The organism is Pseudoalteromonas espejiana DSM 9414, from assembly GCF_002221525.1.
GTDB lineage: Bacteria > Pseudomonadota > Gammaproteobacteria > Enterobacterales > Alteromonadaceae > Pseudoalteromonas > Pseudoalteromonas espejiana.
The window spans coordinates 66,666-80,878 of the sequence record NZ_CP011029.1 but is presented as its reverse complement, the minus strand read 5'-3'; the positions used below and the strand labels follow the sequence as shown (position 1 = coordinate 80,878).

Annotated in this window: 17 protein-coding genes; 12 read left to right on the top strand and 5 right to left on the bottom strand. The window is 40.8% G+C overall.

The features are described 5' to 3' along the window. Window positions 1-29: 29 nt before the first annotated feature. Window positions 30-905: a LysR family transcriptional regulator gene (locus tag PESP_RS17290; RefSeq protein ID WP_089349278.1), complete on the bottom strand. Its 876-nt coding sequence runs from the start codon at window positions 903-905 to the stop codon at window positions 30-32. A gap of 221 nt (window positions 906-1,126) precedes the next feature. Here PESP_RS17290 and PESP_RS17285 point away from each other — a divergent pair, with 221 nt between their 5' ends. Beyond that, the gene (locus tag PESP_RS17285) at window positions 1,127-1,705 is read left to right on the top strand and encodes a hypothetical protein (protein WP_245852292.1); all 579 of its coding nucleotides are present in this window, start codon (window positions 1,127-1,129) and stop codon (window positions 1,703-1,705) included. Window positions 1,706-1,752: 47 nt separating this feature from the next. Here the strand turns inward: PESP_RS17285 and PESP_RS17280 are convergent, their stop codons facing one another. Further along, window positions 1,753-2,085, bottom strand: a complete 333-nt coding sequence (locus PESP_RS17280; RefSeq protein WP_089349276.1) for a gamma-glutamylcyclotransferase family protein — start codon at window positions 2,083-2,085, stop codon at window positions 1,753-1,755. 221 nt (window positions 2,086-2,306) lie between these two features. Between PESP_RS17280 and PESP_RS17275 the strand changes: the two genes are divergently transcribed. Next, window positions 2,307-3,281, top strand: coding sequence for a transposase (locus PESP_RS17275; RefSeq protein ID WP_089349275.1), 975 nt, complete (start codon window positions 2,307-2,309; stop codon window positions 3,279-3,281). A 575-nt stretch (window positions 3,282-3,856) separates the two neighbouring features. On the opposite strand, the gene PESP_RS17270 is transcribed toward PESP_RS17275, so the two are convergent. After that, window positions 3,857-5,938 carry a TonB-dependent hemoglobin/transferrin/lactoferrin family receptor gene (locus PESP_RS17270; RefSeq protein WP_089349274.1) on the bottom strand — a complete coding sequence of 694 codons (2,082 nt, stop codon included), beginning with the start codon at window positions 5,936-5,938 and terminating at the stop codon, window positions 3,857-3,859. Window positions 5,939-6,077: 139 nt separating this feature from the next. Between PESP_RS17270 and PESP_RS17265 the strand changes: the two genes are divergently transcribed. Genes PESP_RS17265 through azu form a run of 5 tightly spaced genes read left to right on the top strand, consistent with a single transcriptional unit; the run spans window position 6,078 to window position 9,901 of the window. After that, a complete protein-coding gene (locus PESP_RS17265; RefSeq protein WP_089349273.1) occupies window positions 6,078-6,887 on the top strand; it encodes a heme/hemin ABC transporter substrate-binding protein in 810 nt (269 codons plus the stop codon). Then, window positions 6,884-7,936, top strand: coding sequence for a FecCD family ABC transporter permease (locus PESP_RS17260; RefSeq protein ID WP_089349272.1), 1,053 nt, complete (start codon window positions 6,884-6,886; stop codon window positions 7,934-7,936). The genes PESP_RS17265 and PESP_RS17260 overlap by 4 nt, the downstream gene beginning before the upstream one ends. Next, window positions 7,933-8,721, top strand: a complete 789-nt coding sequence (locus PESP_RS17255) for a heme ABC transporter ATP-binding protein (protein ID WP_089349271.1) — start codon at window positions 7,933-7,935, stop codon at window positions 8,719-8,721. Before PESP_RS17260 ends, PESP_RS17255 begins: the two co-directional genes overlap by 4 nt. After that, window positions 8,718-9,461: a HugZ family pyridoxamine 5'-phosphate oxidase gene (locus PESP_RS17250; protein WP_089349270.1), complete on the top strand. Its 744-nt coding sequence runs from the start codon at window positions 8,718-8,720 to the stop codon at window positions 9,459-9,461. The genes PESP_RS17255 and PESP_RS17250 overlap by 4 nt, the downstream gene beginning before the upstream one ends. After that, window positions 9,458-9,901, top strand: a complete 444-nt coding sequence (azu, locus tag PESP_RS17245; RefSeq protein WP_089349269.1) for an azurin — start codon at window positions 9,458-9,460, stop codon at window positions 9,899-9,901. The genes PESP_RS17250 and azu overlap by 4 nt, the downstream gene beginning before the upstream one ends. Before the next feature lie 39 nt (window positions 9,902-9,940). Here azu and PESP_RS17240 read toward each other — a convergent pair whose 3' ends face one another. Further along, on the bottom strand, window positions 9,941-10,873 hold the full coding sequence (locus tag PESP_RS17240; protein ID WP_089349268.1) for a ChaN family lipoprotein: 933 nt from the start codon (window positions 10,871-10,873) through the stop codon (window positions 9,941-9,943). Window positions 10,874-11,050: 177 nt separating this feature from the next. Here PESP_RS17240 and PESP_RS17235 point away from each other — a divergent pair, with 177 nt between their 5' ends. From PESP_RS17235 to PESP_RS17215, 5 genes are read left to right on the top strand one after another with little or no spacing between them, the layout of a single operon-like run. Then, on the top strand, window positions 11,051-11,470 hold the full coding sequence (locus tag PESP_RS17235) for a hypothetical protein (protein ID WP_089349267.1): 420 nt from the start codon (window positions 11,051-11,053) through the stop codon (window positions 11,468-11,470). Between the two features lie 3 nt (window positions 11,471-11,473). After that, window positions 11,474-11,881: a hypothetical protein gene (locus PESP_RS17230; protein WP_089349266.1), complete on the top strand. Its 408-nt coding sequence runs from the start codon at window positions 11,474-11,476 to the stop codon at window positions 11,879-11,881. A gap of 13 nt (window positions 11,882-11,894) precedes the next feature. Next, window positions 11,895-12,077: a hypothetical protein gene (locus tag PESP_RS17225; protein WP_089349265.1), complete on the top strand. Its 183-nt coding sequence runs from the start codon at window positions 11,895-11,897 to the stop codon at window positions 12,075-12,077. Between the two features lie 11 nt (window positions 12,078-12,088). Next, window positions 12,089-12,589: a superoxide dismutase, Ni gene (sodN, locus tag PESP_RS17220; protein ID WP_089349264.1), complete on the top strand. Its 501-nt coding sequence runs from the start codon at window positions 12,089-12,091 to the stop codon at window positions 12,587-12,589. 49 nt (window positions 12,590-12,638) lie between these two features. Further along, entirely contained in the window at window positions 12,639-12,905 is a 267-nt protein-coding gene (locus tag PESP_RS17215) for a S24/S26 family peptidase (protein WP_089349263.1), read from the top strand. 75 nt (window positions 12,906-12,980) lie between these two features. Here the strand turns inward: PESP_RS17215 and PESP_RS17210 are convergent, their stop codons facing one another. After that, the gene (locus PESP_RS17210; protein ID WP_089349262.1) at window positions 12,981-14,210 is read right to left on the bottom strand and encodes an MFS transporter; all 1,230 of its coding nucleotides are present in this window, start codon (window positions 14,208-14,210) and stop codon (window positions 12,981-12,983) included. Window positions 14,211-14,213: the final 3 nt, after the last annotated feature.

Below are 14,213 nucleotides of genomic sequence, written 5' to 3'. Positions count from 1 at the left end.
GTTAAGGCGCTTTATATTTTTAAACCCACTTATAAAGCGTGCATGAGTTTATTAAGCCAACCATCGGCCTTAGATGGTTTGTATATCATTACAATGCTTTCATTGTAGTGACTGTTAACCCCCTTTACAGTTAATTTTTTAAGCCCTAAATCGTCAATTACAAAGTTAGGTAAATACGCCAACGCCAAACCACTTTGCACCACCTCTATTAATGCACTGTAATCGCTACATCTAAATACAATATTGCGCGGGGCAATATTATCTTGCCAGCCGTCGGAGCCTATACCTTGCTCTAAGCCGCATAACGGCGAAAACAAAGGGCATGCAAAAGCCGCGTGCAGTAATTGGTTTTTATTAAGCGTTAATGCACCTTGTTGTACTAGCTGATGCGAAGCATGCCCAGCCACACTAAACCCAGTATTAAATACATCAACCGCCACTAAATTAGTATGCGAGCTATTATTAAATGCCTCGCGAGTAACTAGCGCAATCTGCGCCGAGCCAGACGCAACTTGGCTTATGGCTTCACCTTCAAACACATTGTTAATGCGCACCGAGCAAGGCAGGCTGCTAAGAGGTGTAAGCAGCTTTTTAAGGCCACTTTTTAGTAAAATGGCAGGACCTGCAATAACCGCATTAAATTTATGATTATCGCTTTTAAAACGGCTAGTAAGCTGCTGGTAATTATGAACTAAATCGCTACTGTGCTTAACAAACTCTTTGCCTTTATCATTAAGTACTAAGGTTTTGCCTACACGATTAAACAGCTCTGTGGCTAAGTTTGCCTCAACCTTTTTTAGCGTTTTAGACAGCGCCCCTGGGGTAATATTAAAGTGCTTAGCGGTTGTATGCAGATTTTGCGAACCCGCCATATGAATTACTTTTTCAATGTCGTCTAAATGCATAGCGCCAAACCATGTTGATTAAAAGGAAACAACTAATAACTTATTATCGATTATTTATACATAAAAACCAGCTTATAGTAACGCTATATTTATTTTTGAGCATTAACATGAAACACATACTGCTACTTTTTATTTTATTGTCGAGCGCAGCGCTTGCAAACACACCTCAACATAATTCACACAACACACACAAACCCCACAGCTACGTGGGATTTCATGGTATGGCACTTATATCAGCGGGAGATAAAGTACTGGCTAGCCACATGCCGTTATACGCCCCTCCACACGACTACCAAATAGTGTATGAGGTAACTACACGTGACACCCACTTTAATAAAATCAAAAGTGTTTTAAAAAAAGCAGCAACCGAGCAAGGTCAGATCACTATTTTACCAACCAAATTTGACCTAAACTTATTAATAAATAAAAAGACACCCACCTTAAACTTAACTGTATTTAACGGCCATTTTGAACGCGGTGGCAAAGCACTTTTTACAACCAAGCTAACTTTTAAAAACCCGCTATACGTTGAAAAAATAACGACCAGTAAAGTGCATAAAAATGCGTTTGAGTTAATAAAGCTAACAGAGCAGCAAGGCTTGGTAATTCATAAAATACAAAGTAAACCAAGCTATGACTCATTAAGCTTAGTGCCGCTTAGTAGAGGTGAATATAATAGGGAGTTAAAGTGTGAGGCTGCATTAAATACCTCGGTAAACGCTGCGCTGAAAAACACGCTAGAGGCATGTTTTAAAAGCGTGCCACGCTATTTAGAAACAAAAGACTTTGCGGTTAATTAATTTATAAATAGCCAGCGCTTGATCTTAAAAGCGCTGGTTTATAAGTGTTACTTTGTATTTAATGAGTACACGTTTGCCTGAACATACTCACCATTGTGTAACTTAACTTGCGTTAATATACGAGAGTAAGCCTCGCCTTCAAACTCATCGAGCTCTGCCCAATGATTTTTTAAATTAGTAGAGCTAAATACATAGCCTTTTATCTCTTGACCTGAGTCATCTAACACCAGTGCAGGAAAGCCCATTTTAGCACCCCAGCCTTCGTTAATTAAATTACCTACTACACTGCCTTCTTCAAAAGTGCCGCCAATATTGGCAAGAATATGCTCGTTTGGATGACCAGGGCACAAAGTACCATATACAAATAACGCTTCTAACACGTAGGCTCCTAAAATTATGGCTAATTACTACTATTTTTGGGGTTACAGGTTAAGTAATCGCTTACAAAAACTCTACTAATAATTTATTTTTTACAACGATATTTGAGTAAATAAAGTAACTTTAATTATTAAGATAGTTATGAAGACACCCACTGTTAATTTTGTATTCTAATCATCTAGCAACTAAAGTTTATTTAGCTCAACAAATAAATAGGTGCTACATGGCTATTGCAAGAAAACGCCTAATTAGTTTGGCCGATACAAAATACTATCACTGTATTTCACGCTGTGTACGCCATGCTTATTTATGCGGCGAGGATTCATTAACGGGTAAATCTTATGAACACCGCAGAGGCTGGGTAGAGCAAAAACTATTTAGCCTCGCTAAAATATTTTGTATTGATATATGCGCTTATGCAGTTATGAGTAATCACACGCATATTGTGCTTTATGTTGATGATAAAAAAGAAAATAGATTGAATGACAAAGCCATAGTGCTGCGCTGGCATAAGCTATGTAAAGGTACACCACTAACGCAAAAATTTTTACAAGGTGAAGAGCTTAGTAATACTGAGCGCTACTTTTTAAGCCAAACTATTATTCAATACAGAGAAAGGTTATCTAGCATTAGCTGGTTTATGCGCGTTTTAAACGAACATATTGCACGAAAAGCTAATAAAGAAGATAAATGCACTGGCCGGTTTTGGGAAGGTCGCTTTAAATCACAAGCTCTACTTGATGAAGCAGCCCTTGCAGCTTGTATGGCTTACGTTGATTTAAACCCAATTAGAGCAAAAGTAGCTAATACTCCTGAAGACTCAAACTTTACCAGTGTGCAAAAGCGAATTAAGAGCGCAGAAAATTCAAAGCAGCCCAAACAACTTTTAAAGTTTGCAGGTAAACCCCGTAAATTTATGCCAAGAGGTTTACCGTTCGAGCTTAAATATTACCTTGAATTAGTTGAGCTTACAGGGCGCATTATTCGCAATGATAAACCAGGTTTTATTGAAAACACTCAGCTCCCTTTATTAGAAAGAGTAAACATATCGCCAGAAAATTGGTTAAAACTCACTACTGATTTTACCCGCGTATTTCACGGCGCTGTAGGTAAGCCGCAATCACATGTAAGTTACTGCGAACACTTAAATAAAAAGCGACGAGTAAATTATAGTAATTGTAAAAAGCTACTAGCCTAAAATCCTCCTTAATAGTTTTAAAACTGCCTAGCTGCAGGTTTAAGCATGCCCCTAATTTAGCTAACCACACACATAACAGCACATTTTTAAAATAACCACCGTAAATGCCTTTAAATAAGCCATTAGCTTATGAGTATTTAAAAATTGGTTAGTTGATTAAGCCAATTTATTTAAAAATTAAGATGGGTGTCTTTTTAATTTTTTCATAAATATTAAAATGGGTGTCATCTTAAATAACCCATTGAAGAGCTTTAAAGGGCTACCAACACAACTTTAACCTTATTCAAATAACCAGTTTTTGCTTAAAGTTAAGTGATTTATTTTAAGTTTAAAATATGGGCTGTTAGCCCAATCAATAACTTAAAAATTTAAGATGGGTGTCATCTTAAAATATTTTAGAAATTGAGATGGGTGTCATACTAAAATAAACATTTTAAATTGGGCAGCTAATTAAATCGATTTTTTAGAAATTGAGATGGGTATCAACCTAAAATTAAGATGGGTGTCATCTTAAAAATAAACAAACGCTACAGCTTTATGCAGCGTTTGTTGTCATTTTACTTTCTAAGTGCTAATTAAAACTCATAGCTTATTTTGGCTGAAAAGTTACGCCCAGGTTGGGTGTATTGGCTAAAATCAGCACTTGCAGATTGCCCTGCAATTAGCTCAAAAGGGACATATTCTTTATCAAGCAAGTTAAGTACACCTACATTTAACTGCCATGCTTGCCATTCGTAGTTTGCGTATAAATCAACTATGCCGTAACCATGCCCTTGGGTGGTTTTATCGCCATTTGTATCAAGTACTACGTCCGATTGCGATTTAGCTAAACGCCACGCAGCGGTCCAGTTAATATCGCCAAGCTCAGTGCTTAACAATACCGAGCCATTTAACGGGCTAATGCTGGTAAGTGGCTGATCGGTTTCTTTATTTTCACCATCTACGTAGGCCACGTTTGCCTCAAGTAGTATATTTTCAGCTACATACATGGCAATTCCGGCTTCCACGCCGCTTATTTGGGTTTCGCTAATGTTTTGGTATTGGTACAACGTTTTGTTTACGCCAGGAATATATGTTGGCTCAACCCCCACTACGGCAGTTTCAATAAAGTCATCATAAGCGGCATAAAAAGCACTTAAATTTACGCTAATATCGCTGCTTGCGTATCGTAAACCAAGTTCAAATGAGTCGCTGCTTTCTGGGTCTAAATCGGCGTTTGGTAATATTTGATAAAACGGCTCAACACCGTGGCTTTGATAGGCTTGGTCGTGTGGTGGAATTTTAAAACCTCGTACGTATTGCCCGTACCACGATAAGTTATCATCTACTTGGTATATAACACCTAGCTTAGGCGAAAAAGCAGACTCGGTAATATCATCAAGCTGTGCATCCAAGTAAAGCTCATCATTTTTAGCCTCTAGGGTGTAGTAATCATATCGCACACCTGCAATAACCGACCACGCACTGTTTTTAAACGAAATACTGTCTTGTACGTAGGCACCAATCAAAGAGGTATCAGCCCCTGGGAATGCTTTTTGTTTTTGGTCTGTAAAATCAACGTTGCCATCGGTTAAAACACGGGTTTTAAAACGTGGGCGGGTGGTGTCGTATAAGTCTACATCTATGCCGTAAACCACTTCGTGATCGGTGGTTTCTCCTTTGAGCCCTTTATTAAATACTGCTTTTAAGCCTAAAATATTTTGCTCAAAGCGATAGTCGTTATAATCAGTGTAGGTGCTTGCGCCACTAATTTGGTCGCTTTGCTGCTCGTAACTACTGTAAGACACTTGCCCGTGCCATTTATCAAACGCCGCTGTTGCTACCTCTGAATGGTAATCTAGCGCCAGTGACCAATTAGTGTCATCTTCTTCGGTCTCTTGAACGGCGGGAGTAATTACTTGCTCAGTTGTTTGGTTAAAGTAATCAAGGGTGTATTTAACTGTGCGTTTTTCATCAAGCTGTTGCTCAAATTTAACTAATAAAGCGTCCGACTTAGCATCATAACCGGGTAAGTTTTCGTCATAGTTTTGTACTTCTTCGCTGTCGCGGTGGCTATAAACGGCGCTTACAGCAAAGTCGCCTAAATCTTTTGCAGCGGTAATATCGGCGGCAACTTGGTTGCTTTGACCTTGATACCCAAGCGCCATTTTTACAAAGCTGCTGTTATCTTTTAAATAATCGCTTGGATCTTTGGTGGTTATAACCACAATGCCACCCAGTGCATCTGAGCCATATAATGACGATGCAGCACCTTTGGCTACTTCTACTTGTTTTACGCCTGATACATCAAAGTAATTACGGCCAACTAAATAACCCCCTCCGCCTGCGTAGCCATCGTTAGTGCGTCGGCCATCTTTTATAAATACAACACGGTTACCGCCAACACCACGTACGGTAAGTGTTTGCGCGCCTGCGCCACTGCCTGTGGTTGCAATGCTTGAATCGTATTTAAACATGGTTTGTAAATCTACTGCTAGCTGGCGCTCTATGTCTTGCTCGGTAATAACCGTTACTGAGCCTGTTACATCTTTAAGCTTTTGTTCAAAGCGCGAGCCACTTACAACAATATGATCGTCAATTATGTTTTCGGCAATGGCCGTACCCGAGCCAAGTAATAAGGTTGCTATAGCAGTAAATTTAAATACTGAGGGATTCATTTTAACTCCAAATGATAATAGTTATTATTTATGGCGGGAATGTTACAACTAAGTCAAATTAAGATCAATTAATTATGATAATCATTTTCATTTAGATTTAATTGATTATAATAACCAAAAATAAAAACCGGAGTATGTAATGAAATACCTATTTATAGTGTTTGCTTTAATGGCCCAACCTGCACTTGCGCAAGAACGCGTTATTAGCGCGGGCGGCACCCTTACTGAAATAATTTATGCGCTAGGCAAACAAAATAACCTTGTAGCGGTTGATCAATCTAGCATGTACCCGCAACAAGCTACGCAATTACCACAAGTGGGTTATTACCGCGATTTAGCAGCAGAAGGCGTGCTTTCTATGCGTCCAACCACCTTATTAGCGCTTGAAGGCGCAGGGAGAAGCCAAGCACTTAAGCAAATTGAGGCAACAGGGGTTAAGCTCATTCATTATAAAAAGCCTACTTCAGTTAACGAGCTACTTGCGCTAATTAAACGCCTTGGTGACGATTTAAACGCCCAGAAAAAAGCACAGTCACTTATTACTAAAATTACTAAATCGCTGCCCAAAAAAGCAAAACAGAAAACGCACAGTGCGCTATTTTTACTCTCAGCTAATGAGCGCGGGCTTGTTGCTGCAGGGCAAGAAACCGTGCCTAATTTATTATTTAGCTATGCAGGTATTACCAATATAGGCGCTACGCATTCAGGCTTTAAAGCAATTAACACTGAGGTGCTGGCTGTAAATCAGCCCGATTTTTTAGTCGCTCCAGCCCATGTTGTACACAGCCTTGGCGGTAAGCAGGCTTTTTGTGAGCAGCCTACACTACGTTTATTAAAAGCGGCGCAAACCTGTAACTTACTTGTAATGGATAGCCTACTTTCGCTTGGCATGTCGCCGCGTATTGCCACAGCAATTAATGAGCTAAGCGAGTATAAAGCCCGCTTATGAACACCCTAACATTGAGCCACTTTAATCCTGTAACCCTTAGCCCAACCCATAAATGGATGCTAGTAGCCTCTATGTGCATTTTTGCTTTGGCGCTACTTAGCATAGGGTACGGGCCTGCCGGGTGGGATTGGCGTTTAGCCATTGCTTGGCTTGCGCCCGAGCGCTTTAATCAGTTTAATGCACTACAAATTAATGTGGTAATGCAAATTCGTTTGCCTCGTTTTATACTTGCTGTGCTTGTAGGGTTGGTACTTGCCCAAACAGGGGCATCAACGCAAGCGCTTTGTCGCAACCCATTGGCCGACCCATCCATTATTGGTATTAGTGCGGGTGCGGCCATGGTTGCAGTAGCATTTATTGCACTTAGCGCGCAGTTTAATTTTAACGCTCAGTTGTATTTACCTTATGCCTCGTTTTTAGGGGCGCTTGGGGTTACCTCGCTGGTATATTTTATTGCCAAGCAGCAGGGGCAAATAAATATCACCACACTTATATTGGTGGGGGTTGCCATTAACGCATTAGCATTTGCGGTTATTGGGATACTGAGCTTTTTTGCCGACGACAGCGCACTACGATTAATAAATTACTGGACCATGGGCTCATTAGGCGGAGCAAGTTGGAGTACTATTATTCAAGCTGCACCGCTACTGCTTATTAGCCTTATTGGCCTGTGGCGATTAAAAGAGCCCATGAACTTGCTCCTAATTGGCGAATCACAAGCTCAGTACCTAGGAGTAGACACCAATAAGCTTAAATTATATGTAATTATACTTGTTGCATTAGGGGTAGGTGCGGTTGTGGCGCTTACCGGTTTAATAGGGTTTGTTGGTTTAGTAGTACCGCATATTGCCCGCTTAATGGTGGGGCCGCATTTACGTAATATGCTGCCGCTTTGTATGTTAATTGGCGTAGTTGTATTGCTACTTTCTGACTGGTTAGCACGTATTGTTATAATGCCAGCAGAGCTACCAATTGGCATTATTACTGCACTTTTAGGTGCGCCATTGTTTATTTATTTAATCGTTAAAAATAAGCGAGGCTGGTCATGATCGCGTTTAACAACCTAAGCGTTGGCTTTGGTAACCATAACGTTTTAAACACCATTAATGGCAGAGCTAAACAAGGCCAACTTGTTGCACTACTTGGTGAAAATGGCGCAGGTAAGTCTACTTTACTGCATACCTTAGCTGGTATGCATGCCTTTACAGGCAGTGTACTTTTTAATAACAAGCCGCTGGCCGCTCACGCTAAAAAAAGCCTAGCCACACAGCGTGCAGTAATGATGCAAGCTAACCACGTCGGGTTTGATTTTACAGTATTTGAGCTTATTGCCATGGGTCGCTACCCGTATGTAGAGTCATTAAAAATGCAAAGCGAAAAAGTACATAAATACGCCGCTATTATGGATTTAAGTAATTACTTAACTCGCCGCGTCAGTGCGCTTTCGGGCGGCGAGCAACAGCGTGTGCATATGGCGCGTACTTTGGCGCAGCTAAACGCCTTTACACAATCGGCTGAGCCAAAACTCATGCTGCTCGACGAGCCTACATCCGCACTAGATATGCGCCATCAGCATGCTTTGCTCAGCTGTGTTAAAGCGTTTGTAGAGCAAGGTAACAGCGCAATTATTGCAATACACGATCTAAATTTAGCCAGCCTGTATGCAACCGATGCTATTTTACTGCACAACAAAAAAGTGCTGCAAAGCGGGCCTATAAACACCGTATTAACTGAACAAAACTTACAACAAATGTACGCCATGAAACTGCACGTAAACCCTCATCCTTATAACGATGCACCCATGGTTTTTTCTCAACGTCAGGAGTTTTTATGAGAGAGCAAGCGTTAAACGATGCACGTACCTTGGTTTACAAAACCTATGCCGGTGTCATGTCGACTATTTCTAATAATTTACGCGGCTACCCGTTTGGCTCAGTAACCCCCTATATGTGCGACGAACAAGGCCGAATATACTTTTTTATTAGCGATATAGCCCAGCACACTAAAAATTTAAAGCACGACTCGCGTATGAGCCTTACTGTATTTGACGCCGCCGACAGTGGCGATCAAAATGAGCACGGGCGAGTAACACTTGTAGGCGATGGCTCTATTGTGCCAAGTGAGCAAGCACACACTTTACTTAATAACTATATAGCCTTATATCCTGAAGCCGCTAGCTATCGTAATGCACACGACTTTCAGTTATGGCAATTAGACGTAGTGCGAGTGCGTTACATTGGCGGGTTTGGCAAAATATTTTGGCTTGAGCAAAACGAATGGCAAAACGAGGCAAAAAGCTGGGATGAAAGCCAACAGCAAAGCATGATTAACCATATGAATGAAGATCACCAAGATGCTATGTCGCTCATATTAATGCAGCACTATAACGTTGCCGACAACACACCAATCATGAGCGGCTTATTACCCACAGGCTTTTATATTCAAAGCCAAAAGCGTAATTACTTTATTAATTTTAAAACCCAGTGCAACAGCCCGCTAGAGGTTCGTAAAGCGTTGGTTGCACTAACCAATCAAGCACGCAACAACTTAGCTAATACAGAGGAAACAGTATGAAAAAGTTAATACTAAGCTTTGCACTACTACTTAGTGCCAATGCTGCATATGCAGACGAATGCACACTAAATATAGATGCAACCGACATGATGCAGTTTTCAACTAAAACACTAAGCGCGCCTAAAAGCTGTAAAAAAGTAACCGTAAAGCTTAATCATGTAGGTAAATTACCCGCCAATGTAATGGGCCATAACTGGGTGCTATCTACTGAGCAAAATATGCAAGGTATTATCACCGATGGCAACGCGGCAGGGCTTAGCAACCAGTACTTAAAGCCTAACGATAGCCGCGTACTTGCCGCTACAGACATTATCGGTGGCGGTAAAACAACCGAAGTGACCTTTGATACCAGTGGCTTAACCGCCGAAACCGATTATACTTATTTTTGCTCTTTTCCGGGTCATTACGCCATGATGAAAGGCACATTTACACTTAAATAAATAGCAAAACATGTATTACACAAACACAGTGACAACCTATTATTGGCACTGTGTTTTTTTGCCTCGTTTAGCTAAAGCTTTAAAAGCTGCTTGTTGATGTTCTTTTTGTACATAACGGGGTGGCAACGCGTTAACCTGCAACTGAAACCCTGTTTGATTAGCTTGCACACTTGTTACTGGCGATATCCAAACAACATTTAACTCTGGCGCTAAACGCTTGATAACACGCGCTATACCTTCGCCATTTTTTACATGAAAATCGCCCGCAATATGCATTACCTGCGTATTTTTATGTGCGACCACATAGTTAACAATAGACTCAGCCATGGTTTCATCCCAGGTAACTTGCGCAGCATAATAGTTTTCGTTTTGACTGGGCGAGCCGTGGTGCATTGAGGTCATAAAGCGTTGTTTATAATCGCTTGGTGAAGTATCAATTGTGCTGGCAATATAAGTGCGCTGTGTTTCATCAAGTTTATTTAGGTAACTTATCCCTTGCCTGCCAATACAGGTAACAATATTTTTAGGCGCATTGGCGGCTATTACATCGCTATTGTTCGCTTTAGCCAGCTCTATAAGCGCCCGATAATCGCTTTTATAATTAGGCCACGCTTGCGTGTTATCAATTAAATATTGCTCGCCAATTTCTCCCTTAACGTACTGGTTTAAAGTATGCTTATCGGCGCGGCTAAATTGCTCAAGCGAAAGGGCAGTGCGCTTATTACCTTTACTTAATTGCTCAAATAACTCCGCCTGAAATAAATGCACACCTGGGTGTGTATGCCACTCACCCACTAAAATCACATCGGCATTTAAAAGAGTTGGCTCTAATAATACAGAACTAACAGGCTTTGATTGTGCATTGTAAAGTGCTGAAAAATATAACGATGAGCTGTTATCAGGCTGTACAGCTGTTGTACTACAACCACTCAAACCTGTCATTAACGCCAAAGCTAACATAGACTTTTTCATACACACTTTACACATCCCGTTAATACAAATAACAATCAATATCATATATTTATAATACACTTTAAGCCACCTCAATAAAACACAAAAACCCACCAATGAAAATAAAAACAATTATCATTTGATCTATTTGTATTTCTGCTTTACAGTTTTAGCAAGTAAATAAATGAGGAACATATTATGGCTTTGCCATTTCTGTGCGCTAGACATAAACAACATGTTTTATGCCAACCTGAACAAGCACTTATAGATATTGAAACCGCACAATTAAGTGGCGAGACATTATTTAAGCAGTATCAGTTTGCACAGGCATTACCGCATTTAGGTAGTGCGCTAGAAGGCGTTACGCTGCTAACACAAATGCATAATTACGCCGATAAAACGCAGCTTGTACAAATAACCTCACTTACAGAGCGCCTGTATGCCACGCTGTATTTTTTAGGCGAAAAACACGCATCCCATAACGCTTTAGCGCAATCAATTAACCTGCTATACGACCTTTATTATTGTGACGACAAACTCAGTGATTTTGTTTTTTCGTGTATTGCACAGCTTAAAAAGCTCGCATTACAACACCCACAATACCTTACAGAGCACTAATATATGCGCAATTTAAGCGAGTACCAACAGTGGCAAAGCTATACAAAAGCAGGTAACGAATGCTTTAACAATGGCAATATTAAAAGTGCTAAAAGCCACTACCATGTTGCTTTGTCGTTATCTAATAACTTGTTAAGCGCACACCCAACAAATAAGGCCGCTGTATGTGCCATGTTGGTCGCCCATCATAATTTAGCAACATTACTAGCGCAGCAAACGCAATGCGGCTCAGCCTACAGTTTATTAAAACAAGCCCAACAGCGCCTAGAAAAACAGCTTAGCAATAGCCATAAGCACAACGACTTATCGGCTTTATTGTGGGGGCTAAGTAAAAACCGCAGTGAGCTTATGGTGTTTGTTAAAACGCATTCATTTACACCCGTATCGTTTGCAACACAGAGACTTAATTAAAGGAGATAAACAATTGAAAAACTTATTCGTTATTTTTATAGCCATGGTGAGCCTACCGCTTTTTGCCCACGAAGGTCATGACCACGCGCATTGGTCTGCTGCGTACTTACACCTACTATTTTATGGCGCCATTATAGCCGTAGTCGCCGCTTTTTCGTTTTCGTTTTACAAACGCGCCAAGCGCAATAAATCATAAGGAAATGCAGCATGCTTTACTCATTTATTAACAGCCTAGATAAACTATTAAAATTTAAAAGTGCAGCAGCGCATTGCGATATTCCCTGCAAAATATACGACCCAAGCACAGCGCAAATTGCAGCATTAAGCGTAATACGATTTATAGATATTATTAACGAATTAGAACAACCGCTATCAGTGGCAAATACTGCACAACTTGCACGGTTAGTGCGCGAAAAAGAAATTCATGCAGCTAAAGTAAAAGAAGAAGTACGCGTAATTTGGGGCGACTACTTTAAACAGCCTCAGTTTGATCAGTTTCCAGATACGCATGCATTAGTGCATTCAATTATGCTCACTGCATCAAAGTGTAAACAACATATAGAGCGCGAACACGCTGAGCAATTACTCGCGCTAGTAAATCAATTTGCAGACTCGTTTTGGCAAACCAAAGGCATTGCAACCTATCAAGCAAAAAGCCCATACCCGCCAAGCGAGCACGCGGTCTACCCAGACCTAAAAAGCGCCTAGCTCTCACGTTGTGTTAAAGTGCAACATAAGCAAAGTAAGGGGGCAGAGTATGTCTCCTACTTTTTTTGATTTAGATTATGTACTGAGCATGTGCTGGCCAAATATAAACTACAAACTAGGTGATGTAGTACTGGTAGAGCACCCAAAATATGGACGCATCATTAAACGTATTTGCCATATAGGGCTGCATAATACCTATCTATTAAGCGGCGACCACGTCAGTAGTACAAGTACAAAAGAGCTTGGTTTAATCAAGCAAGGGAATATTTTAGGCCGCGTTGTATTTCATATAAAACAGCCTCGCTACAAAAATTAAAAGTAAGGCTACTTTAGCTTGCTAATATAAGCAGCTTGTAGGGCGGTTAATGGCGTGTGTTTAGATTATTTGTGTTTAGGCTTGCTCGCTAAAATTGGCTTGGTATTTTTTGGTTAATATCAAAACAATAACAGCCAGTAATAAAGGCACAAACGATGCCCATAAAACGGTGTTCCAACCGTAAGCACTTAATAACCCACCCGATGAAAAAGAGCCCACAGCCATTAAGCCAAACACAATAAAATCACTAAACGATTGAGCGCGGTTTTTCTCTTCTGGCTTATGAGTTTCTAGCACCAACGCTGATGCCCCTAAAAAGCCAAAGTTCCAACCTATGCCCAACAAAATTAACAGCGCATAAAAGTGATATACACCTTCACCTAAAAATCCTATAGCTGCTGATATTGCGGTTAAAATAATACCAAAAATAGAAATACGAGCAGCACCAAAACGTGCAATGAGTTTGCCGGTAAAAAAGCTAGGTGCATACATAGCAATAACATGCCACTGCATTCCTAAATTGGCTGACTCTTGACTATGCCCGTGCATATGCATTGCCAAAGGGGCCGAGGTCATCAAAAAATTCATCACCATATATGATGCTGCACCACAAATAACCGCGCTTATAAAACGTGGTTGCAGGGCAATTGTGCTCAATGACCTTCCTGAATATGCTTGATTTGCTAAAGGCTTAGCTAATTTAACTCCAAACAAAATAACACCAGCTAGAGCCGCAACAATGGCTTGCGCTATAAATGTGGCAGCAAACATTTTGCCTGGCCAAAGGTGCATGGTATGCGTGACTAACTGCGAGCCATTAATACCTGCAGCCACGCCCCCTGCCATTACCATAGAAAGTGCTTGCGGGCGTTTATTTTCGGGCACACCATCGGTTGCAGCAAACCGAAATGACAAGGCCACTGCCGCATAAGCGCCGCCCAACAGCGCAGATAAACAGTACAGCCAAAAGCTGTCTATATACAACGCAATAGCCGCTAATAGTCCGGTTAAAACACCAGCGCCAGTTCCTGCCATAAATGCTGCACGCCGGCCATATTTTCGTGCTAATTCACCGGCGGGTAAAACACACAAAGCCATACCTAAAACAAAAATAGAAACAGGTAATGTAGCTAAAAGTGCAGTAGGAGCCAATAAGCTCCCCACAACCGCACCCGTTGCATACAGCACAACGCTATTAGCCCCAGACAGTGCCTGCGCTAACATTAAACGCCATAAGTTAGAGGTTTGAACTTGAGGATCGCTCGGCTCAAACATATCTGAGTCTATAGCGTTTAATTTTGGCATGGG

Coding starts and splice junctions, on each gene's coding strand:
- PESP_RS17210 (WP_089349262.1), bottom strand. CDS start 14,210: ATGCCAAAATTAAACGCTATAGACTCAGATATGTTTGAGCCGAGCGAT.
- PESP_RS17240 (WP_089349268.1), bottom strand. CDS start 10,873: ATGAAAAAGTCTATGTTAGCTTTGGCGTTAATGACAGGTTTGAGTGGT.
- PESP_RS17235 (WP_089349267.1), top strand. CDS start 11,051: ATGGCTTTGCCATTTCTGTGCGCTAGACATAAACAACATGTTTTATGC.
- PESP_RS17215 (WP_089349263.1), top strand. CDS start 12,639: ATGTCTCCTACTTTTTTTGATTTAGATTATGTACTGAGCATGTGCTGG.
- PESP_RS17275 (WP_089349275.1), top strand. CDS start 2,307: ATGGCTATTGCAAGAAAACGCCTAATTAGTTTGGCCGATACAAAATAC.
- PESP_RS17260 (WP_089349272.1), top strand. CDS start 6,884: ATGAACACCCTAACATTGAGCCACTTTAATCCTGTAACCCTTAGCCCA.
- PESP_RS17290 (WP_089349278.1), bottom strand. CDS start 905: ATGCATTTAGACGACATTGAAAAAGTAATTCATATGGCGGGTTCGCAA.
- PESP_RS17270 (WP_089349274.1), bottom strand. CDS start 5,938: ATGAATCCCTCAGTATTTAAATTTACTGCTATAGCAACCTTATTACTT.
- PESP_RS17265 (WP_089349273.1), top strand. CDS start 6,078: ATGAAATACCTATTTATAGTGTTTGCTTTAATGGCCCAACCTGCACTT.
- sodN (WP_089349264.1), top strand. CDS start 12,089: ATGCTTTACTCATTTATTAACAGCCTAGATAAACTATTAAAATTTAAA.
- PESP_RS17230 (WP_089349266.1), top strand. CDS start 11,474: ATGCGCAATTTAAGCGAGTACCAACAGTGGCAAAGCTATACAAAAGCA.
- PESP_RS17250 (WP_089349270.1), top strand. CDS start 8,718: ATGAGAGAGCAAGCGTTAAACGATGCACGTACCTTGGTTTACAAAACC.
- azu (WP_089349269.1), top strand. CDS start 9,458: ATGAAAAAGTTAATACTAAGCTTTGCACTACTACTTAGTGCCAATGCT.
- PESP_RS17255 (WP_089349271.1), top strand. CDS start 7,933: ATGATCGCGTTTAACAACCTAAGCGTTGGCTTTGGTAACCATAACGTT.
- PESP_RS17285 (WP_245852292.1), top strand. CDS start 1,127: ATGGCACTTATATCAGCGGGAGATAAAGTACTGGCTAGCCACATGCCG.